Consider the following 8,320-nt stretch of genomic DNA (forward strand, 5'->3'; position numbering starts at 1 on the left):
GGGGCTGCAGGTATAACCCTTTACAATTTAATTCGCTTGTTGGTGGGTAGCCTAGCCTATTTGGCAATATTTGGTATCCTGCTCTATCTCTTCTTCTTCAAGTGGATACGAAAACAGGAAGGGCTCTTATCTGGCTTTTTCACCATATTTGCAGGTTTGCTCCTGATTTTTGAGGCCTACTTGGTTTGGAAATATGGTTTGGACAAGTCCGTTCTAAAAGGGACCATGGCTCAGGTTGTGACGGATTTAACTGGTTTTCGAACGACCAGTTTTGCTGGAGGTGGCTTGATTGGTGTTGGCCTTTATGTGCCAATCGCCTTTCTCTTCTCAAATATTGGTACTTATTTTATTGGTTCTATCTTGATTTTAGTGGGTACTCTCCTAGTCAGTCCTTGGTCTGTTTATGATATTGCTGAATTTTTCAGTAGAGGCTTTGCCAAATGGAGGGAAGGACATGAGCGTCGAAAAGAGGAACGCTTTGTCAAACAAGAAGAAAAAGCTCGCCAAAAGGCTGAGAAAGAGGCTAGATTAGAACAAGAAGCGGCTGAAAAAGCCTTACTCGATTTGCCTCCTGTTGATATGGAAACGGGTGAAATTCTGACAGCAGGTGTTGTACTTGACGCTCCACCTTTTCCAGAAGAAGAGTGGGTGGAACCAGAAATCATCCTGTCTCAAGCTGAACTTGAATTCGCTGAACAGGAAGATGGCTCAGATGATGAAGATGTTCAGGTCGATTTTTCAGCCAAAGAAGCCCTTGAATACAAACTTCCAAGTTTACAACTCTTTGCACCAGATAAACCCAAAGACCAGTCTAAAGAGAAGAAAATCGTTCGGGAAAATATCAAAATTCTAGAAGAAACCTTTGCTAGCTTTGGTATCAAGGTAACGGTTGAACGGGCTGAAATTGGGCCATCAGTGACCAAGTATGAAGTCAAGCCAGCAGTGGGAGTACGGGTCAACCGAATTTCCAATCTAGCAGATGATCTCGCTCTAGCCTTGGCAGCCAAGGATGTCCGAATCGAAGCACCAATTCCTGGGAAATCTTTAGTGGGAATTGAGGTACCAAACTCTGAGATTGCGACAGTTTCTTTCCGAGAACTATGGGAACAATCGCAAACGAAAGCAGAAAATCTCTTGGAAATTCCTCTAGGAAAGGCGGTTAATGGCACTGCAAGAGCTTTTGACCTTTCCAAAATGCCCCACTTGCTAGTTGCAGGTTCAACGGGTTCTGGGAAGTCAGTAGCTGTTAACGGCATTATCGCTAGCATCCTCATGAAGGCGAGACCTGACCAAGTTAAATTTATGATGGTCGATCCCAAGATGGTTGAATTGTCTGTTTACAATGATATTCCCCACCTCTTGATTCCAGTCGTGACCAATCCACGTAAGGCCAGCAAGGCTTTGCAAAAGGTCGTGGATGAGATGGAAAATCGTTATGAACTCTTTGCCAAGGTGGGAGTTCGGAATATTGCAGGCTTTAATGCCAAGGTAGAAGAGTTCAATGCCCAGTCTGAGTACAAGCAGGTTCCGCTACCGCTCATTGTCGTGATTGTGGATGAGTTGGCTGACCTCATGATGGTTGCCAGCAAGGAAGTGGAAGACGCTATCATTCGTCTCGGACAGAAGGCACGTGCTGCCGGTATCCACATGATTCTTGCAACCCAGCGTCCATCCGTTGATGTCATATCTGGTTTGATCAAGGCCAATGTCCCATCTCGTGTCGCATTTGCGGTTTCATCAGGGACAGACTCCCGTACTATCTTGGATGAGAATGGAGCAGAAAAACTGCTTGGTCGAGGAGACATGCTCTTTAAACCGATTGATGAAAATCATCCAGTTCGTCTTCAAGGCTCCTTTATCTCGGATGACGATGTCGAACGTATCGTAAACTTTATCAAGGCTCAGGCAGATGCGGACTACGATGAGAGTTTTGATCCAGGTGAAGTTTCTGAAAATGAAGGTGAATTTTCAGATGGTGAATCTGGTGGAGATCCGCTTTTTGAAGAAGCCAAAGCTTTAGTCATCGAGACGCAGAAAGCCAGCGCATCTATGATTCAGCGTCGTTTATCAGTTGGATTTAACCGTGCGACCCGCCTCATGGAAGAACTTGAGATGGCAGGTGTCATCGGTCCAGCTGAAGGTACCAAACCAAGAAAAGTATTGCAGCAATAAAAAATAGCTTCTTTCCAAATTTGGAAGGAAGCTATTTTAGTGATTATTGATTAGTTTTATTTTCCGAAGTTGGTGTATTATTGGACTGTTTTTCATTTTCAGTGGCAGGTTTACTTGGAGTAGAAGTAGAAGAATCCTGAGTTGCTGCTTTCTGCTCTTCTTTTTTCTCTTCCTTGACGCTGGATTTTGGCGTTTCTTCTTGTTGTGTTTTTTCTTGAGAAGTCTTATTTTCCTTATTGGGACTAGTATTTTCCTGAGGGGATTCCTTTTGAATTTCTTTGACAATTGTTGTCGTCTGGCTTGTTGTAGGTTCCTTTTTAGTATTTTTGTTATTATCCAAGGCGTTCATAATCGTGATACTTGCGGTAATCAAGCCAAGGATACTAGCGATTGTAGCAACGGTTTTTTGAAAGACTGTAAAGCCTTTTTTGATGTGTTCTGTTTTTGGTTTTGAAGTTCTACGATAATTAGACATACATTCTCTCCTTTGATTAAAATTTATTATACCGCATTTCTTTAAAAAAATCTTAAAAAAAGAGGAATTGCCCTTTCTTGTCGCAGGCTCCGTTTCATGATACAATAGAAGGAGTGATTTTAGAAAGCGTGAGAAAACATGATTTACTTTGATAATTCGGCGACGACCAAGCCCTATCCTGAAGCCCTTGAAACCTATATACAGGTGGCTTCAAAAATTTTAGGAAATCCATCTAGTCTCCATCGTTTGGGAGACCAAGCAACACGAATTTTAGATGCTTCCCGTCAGCAAATTGCAGATTTGATTGGCAAGAAAAGTGATGAAATCTTCTTTACTTCTGGTGGGACAGAAGGTGATAACTGGGTTATCAAGGGTGTGGCCTTTGAAAAAGCCCAGTTTGGCAAGCACATCATTGTTTCAGCCATTGAACATCCAGCAGTCAAAGAATCAGCACTTTGGTTGAAAAATCAAGGTTTTGAAGTGGATTTTGCTCCAGTAGATGAGAAAGGATTTGTGGATGTTGAGGCTCTAGGAGCTTTGATAAGACCTGATACGACCCTCATCTCTATCATGGCAGTAAACAATGAAATTGGCTCTGTTCAGCCCATTGAGGCTATTTCAAAACTATTGGCAGATAAGCCGACTATTTCCTTCCATGTTGATGCGGTTCAAGCACTTGCTAAGATTCCAACTGAAAAATATCTGACTGATAGAGTGGATTTTGCGACTTTCTCTAGTCACAAGTTCCATGGAGTTCGTGGTGTAGGTTTTGTCTATATCAAGTCTGGTAAGAAAATTACGCCACTGTTGACTGGTGGAGGTCAGGAGCGTGATTACCGTTCGACAACTGAAAATGTGGCAGGGATTGCAGCGACAGCCAAGGCTCTCCGTTTATCTATGGAAAAGCTAGATACCTTTAGGAGCAAGACTGGGCAGATGAAGGCAGTGATTCGTCAAGCCCTTCTGGACTATCCAGATATTTTTGTCTTTTCAGATGAGGAAGACTTTGCCCCTCATATCCTGACTTTTGGAATCAAGGGTGTTCGTGGTGAAGTCATCGTTCACGCTTTTGAAGACTATGATATTTTCATCTCAACGACCTCTGCTTGTTCGTCCAAGGCTGGGAAACCTGCAGGAACTCTGATTGCCATGGGAGTAGATAAAGATAAGGCCCAGTCAGCTGTGCGTCTTAGCCTAGACCTTGAAAATGATATGAGTCAGGTCGAGCAGTTTTTGACCAAGCTAAAATTAATTTACAACCAAACTAGAAAAGTAAGATAGGAGCATTTATGCAGTATTCAGAAATTATGATTCGCTACGGTGAGCTGTCAACCAAAGGCAAAAACCGTATGCGTTTCATCAATAAACTTCGCAATAATATTTCAGACGTTTTGTCTATCTATCCCCAAGTTAAGGTAAGGGCAGATCGTGACCGTGCCCATGCTTACCTCAATGGAGCTGATTACACAGCAGTAGCAGAATCACTCAAGCAAGTCTTCGGGATTCAAAATTTTTCTCCAGTATATAAGGTTGAAAAATCTGTAGAAGTTCTGAAGTCTTCTGTGCAAGAGATTATGCAGGACATCTACAAGGAAGGCATGACCTTTAAGATTTCTAGCAAGCGTAGCGACCACAACTTTGAACTCGACAGTCGTGAACTCAACCAAACGCTTGGAGGAGCTATTTTTGAAGCCATTCCAAATGTGCAAGCTCAAATGAAAAGTCCTGACATCAATCTCCAAGTGGAGATTCGAGAAGAGGCAGCCTACCTTTCTTATGAAACTATTCGTGGGGCTGGTGGTTTGCCAGTTGGAACTTCAGGTAAGGGCATGCTCATGCTGTCAGGAGGGATTGATTCACCTGTAGCTGGTTATCTAGCTTTGAAACGTGGAGTGGATATTGAGGCTGTTCACTTTGCCAGTCCACCATATACTAGTCCTGGTGCCCTCAAGAAAGTGCAGGACTTGACCCGTAAATTGACCAAGTTTGGCGGAAATATCCAGTTTATCGAGGTGCCTTTCACAGAGATTCAAGAGGAAATCAAAGCCAAAGCGCCAGAAGCTTATTTGATGACTCTAACTCGTCGCTTTATGATGCGGATTACTGACCGTATTCGTGAGGTACGAAATGGTTTGGTTATCATCAATGGGGAAAGTCTAGGTCAAGTAGCCAGCCAAACCCTTGAAAGTATGAAGGCTATCAATGCTGTTACCAACACTCCCATCATTCGTCCTGTGGTTACCATGGACAAGTTGGAAATCATTGACATCGCCCAGGAAATCGATACCTTTGATATTTCTATCCAGCCTTTTGAAGACTGCTGTACGATTTTTGCGCCAGATCGTCCAAAGACTAATCCTAAGATTAAGAATGCAGAGCAGTATGAAGCACGTATGGATGTTGAAGATTTGGTTGAGCGAGCAGTTGCTGGAATCATGATTACTGAGATTACACCTCAAGCTGAAAAAGATGAAGTTGATGACTTGATTGACAATCTGCTCTAATCAGAAAATCCAAAAGAATTTAGAAAATTAAATGAAAAAGTTAGTTTTTAATTCCAAAAATGGAAGCAAAATTAACTTTTTTTCTATAATTGTGATATAATAAAATAAAATTTTGAATATAGAGAGTTTTCTGACAATGAATCATTCCTACTTTTATTTAAAAATGAAAGAACACAAACTCAAGGTTCCTTATACAGGCAAGGAGCGCCGTGTGCGTGTTCTTCTACCTAAAGATTATGAGAAAGATACAGACCGTTCCTATCCTGTTGTTTACTTTCATGACGGGCAAAATGTTTTTTATAGCAAAGAGTCTTTCATTGGACACTCATGGAAGATTATCCCAGCCATCAAACGAAATCCCGATATCAGTCGCATGATTGTCGTTGCTATTGACAATGATGGCATGGGGCGGATGAATGAGTATGCAGCTTGGAAGTTCCAAGAATCTCCTATCCCAGGGCAGCAGTTTGGCGGTAAGGGTGTGGAGTATGCCGAGTTTGTCATGGAGGTGGTCAAGCCTTTTATCGATGAAACTTATCGTACAAAAGCAGACCGCCAGCATACAGCCATGATTGGGTCCTCACTAGGAGGCAATATTACCCAGTTTATCGGTTTGGAATACCAAGACCAAATTGGTTGCTTGGGCGTCTTTTCATCTGCAAACTGGCTCCACCAAGAAGCCTTTAACCGCTATATCGAGCGCCAGAAACTATCGCCTAACCAGCGCATCTTCATCTATGTAGGAACAGAAGAAGCGGATGATACAGACAAGACCTTGATGGCTGGCAATATCAAACAAGCCTATATCGACTCGTCGCTTCGCTATTACCATGATTTGATAGCAGGGGGAGTACATCTGGATAATCTTGTGCTGAAAGTTCAGTCTGGTGCCATTCATAGTGAAATCCCTTGGTCAGAAAATCTACCAGACTGTCTGAGATTTTTTGCAGAAAAATGGTAAGTTAAGAAAGGAAAAAACGAAATGCATATTGAATATCTTAGCCACTGGAGTGGTCATCTTAACCGTGAAATGTACCTTAACCGTTATGGACATGCTGGGATTCCAGTTGTGGTCTTTGCTTCATCAGGTGGTAGTCACAACGAATACTATGATTTTGGCATGATTGATGCCTGCACTTCCTTTATCGAGGAAGGCCGTGTCCAGTTCTTTACCCTATCTAGTGTGGATGGTGAGAGCTGGTTGGCTACTTGGAAAAATGCTCATGACCAAGCGGAAATGCACCGTGCCTATGAGCGTTATGTGATTGAGGAGGCCATTCCTTTTATCAAGCACAAGACAGGTTGGTTTGATGGCATGATGACGACAGGTTGCTCTATGGGAGCCTATCATGCACTCAATTTCTTCCTCCAGCATCCAGATGTCTTTACAAAAGTGATTGCTCTCAGTGGTGTTTACGATGCACGTTTCTTTGTCGGTGATTACTACAACGACGATGCTATTTACCAAAACTCGCCAGTAGATTATATCTGGAATCAGAACGACGGCTGGTTTATTGACCGTTATCGTCAGGCAGAGATTGTGCTTTGTACGGGTCTCGGTGCCTGGGAACAAGATGGATTGCCATCCTTTTACAAGCTCAAAGAAGCCTTTGACCAGAAACAAATTCCAGCCTGGTTTGCTGAATGGGGACACGATGTCGCCCACGACTGGGAATGGTGGCGCAAACAAATGCCTTATTTCCTCGGGAATCTCTATTTATAAAAGGAGTTACCTATGAATTACCTTGTTATTTCTCCCTACTATCCACAAAATTTTCAACAGTTTACCATTGAACTAGCTAATAAAGGCATCACAGTCTTGGGAATTGGCCAAGAACCATACGAGCAATTGGACGAACCTTTACGCAATAGCCTGACCGAGTATTTCCGTGTAGATAACCTTGAGAACATAGACGAAGTCAAACGTGCAGTTGCTTTCCTCTTTTATAAACATGGTCCTATCGACCGCATCGAATCTCATAATGAATACTGGCTTGAGCTAGACGCAGCACTCAGGGAGCAATTCAATGTTTTTGGTGCTAAACCAGAGGATCTCAAAAAGACGAAATTTAAGTCTGAAATGAAGAAGCTTTTCAAAAAAGCAGGTGTCCCTGTGGTCCCTGGAGCTGTTATCAAGACGGAAGCAGATGTTGATCAAGCAGTGAACGAAATCGGCCTTCCAATGATTGCCAAACCTGACAATGGAGTGGGAGCAGCCGCAACCTTTAAACTTGAGACAGAAGACGATATCAATCACTTCAAGGCTGAGTGGGATCATTCAACTGTTTATTTCTTTGAGAAATTTGTCACCTCTAGCGAAATTTGCACCTTTGATGGTCTAGTGGACAAGGATGGTAAGATTGTCTTTTCAACAACCTTTGACTACGCCTATACACCGCTGGATCTCATGATTTACAAGATGGACAATTCTTATTACGTTCTCAAGGATATGGATCCTAAATTACGTAAATATGGTGAGGCAATTGTCAAAGAATTTGGTATGAAAGAACGTTTTTTCCATATTGAGTTCTTCCGCGAGGGGGACGATTACATTGCCATTGAGTACAATAACCGTCCTGCAGGTGGTTTCACTATTGATGTTTATAACTTTGCTCACTCTTTGGATCTCTATCGTGGATATGCTGCTATTGTAGCAGGAGAAGAGTTCCCAGCGTCAGAGTTTGAACCGCAGTATTGTTTGGCTACTTCTCGCCGTGCAAATGCTCACTATGTCTATTCTGAGGAGGACTTGCTTGCCAAATATAGCCAGCAGTTCAAGGTTAAAAAAATCATGCCAGCGGCCTTTGCGGAACTTCAAGGAGATTACCTTTATATGCTGACAACTCCGAGTCGACAAGAAATGGATCAGATGATTGCTGATTTCGGACAACGTCAAGAATAAGAACTATCGGATTAAGGAAATTCACTCCCTTAATCCTTTTGTTTTGTCTGATAAAAAATAAGAGCATCCTAACAAGGTAGCTATCATAAAACTTGTTCGATAACTATTTGAAGCAGGATTAGGTGGTCAGAAATTGAATTTTAATATTTCAATTGAGTCATAGTATTATGTTTTTGTATCCTTAAATCAGCTAAAAGGATCCATGACGACACCTATATGATATAGTTTTCAAGATACCAAACAAGTCTATTAATACTCAATGAAAAT

At 42.2% G+C, this 8,320-nt stretch carries 7 protein-coding genes; 6 read left to right on the forward strand and 1 reads right to left on the reverse strand.

The window, feature by feature from the left end:
- Window positions 1-2,172 (forward strand): DNA translocase FtsK (locus HT736_RS08710; RefSeq protein WP_172930954.1); only part of this gene is annotated, 2,172 nt, incomplete at its 5' end.
- 43 nt (window positions 2,173-2,215) lie between these two features.
- Here HT736_RS08710 and HT736_RS08715 read toward each other — a convergent pair.
- Window positions 2,216-2,647: a DUF6556 family protein gene (locus tag HT736_RS08715; RefSeq protein ID WP_000073942.1), complete on the reverse strand. Its 432-nt coding sequence runs from the start codon at window positions 2,645-2,647 to the stop codon at window positions 2,216-2,218.
- A 138-nt stretch (window positions 2,648-2,785) separates the two neighbouring features.
- Between HT736_RS08715 and HT736_RS08720 the strand changes: the two genes are divergently transcribed.
- From HT736_RS08720 to HT736_RS08740, 5 genes are all read left to right on the forward strand, one after another.
- Window positions 2,786-3,928 (forward strand): cysteine desulfurase family protein, encoded by a 1,143-nt coding sequence (locus tag HT736_RS08720; protein WP_172930955.1) that lies wholly within the window; start codon window positions 2,786-2,788, stop codon window positions 3,926-3,928.
- 8 nt (window positions 3,929-3,936) lie between these two features.
- A complete protein-coding gene (gene thiI, locus HT736_RS08725; RefSeq protein WP_172930956.1) occupies window positions 3,937-5,151 on the forward strand; it encodes a tRNA uracil 4-sulfurtransferase ThiI in 1,215 nt (404 codons plus the stop codon).
- Window positions 5,152-5,287: 136 nt separating this feature from the next.
- A complete protein-coding gene (locus tag HT736_RS08730) occupies window positions 5,288-6,112 on the forward strand; it encodes an alpha/beta hydrolase (RefSeq protein WP_031222982.1) in 825 nt (274 codons plus the stop codon).
- A 21-nt stretch (window positions 6,113-6,133) separates the two neighbouring features.
- Window positions 6,134-6,874: an esterase family protein gene (locus HT736_RS08735; RefSeq protein ID WP_050111504.1), complete on the forward strand. Its 741-nt coding sequence runs from the start codon at window positions 6,134-6,136 to the stop codon at window positions 6,872-6,874.
- A gap of 12 nt (window positions 6,875-6,886) precedes the next feature.
- Window positions 6,887-8,053: an ATP-grasp domain-containing protein gene (locus tag HT736_RS08740; protein ID WP_172930957.1), complete on the forward strand. Its 1,167-nt coding sequence runs from the start codon at window positions 6,887-6,889 to the stop codon at window positions 8,051-8,053.
- Window positions 8,054-8,320 lie beyond the last annotated feature (267 nt).

This window comes from Streptococcus sp. 339 (genome assembly GCF_013277285.1).
In the GTDB taxonomy this organism is placed as follows: domain Bacteria; phylum Bacillota; class Bacilli; order Lactobacillales; family Streptococcaceae; genus Streptococcus; species Streptococcus pseudopneumoniae.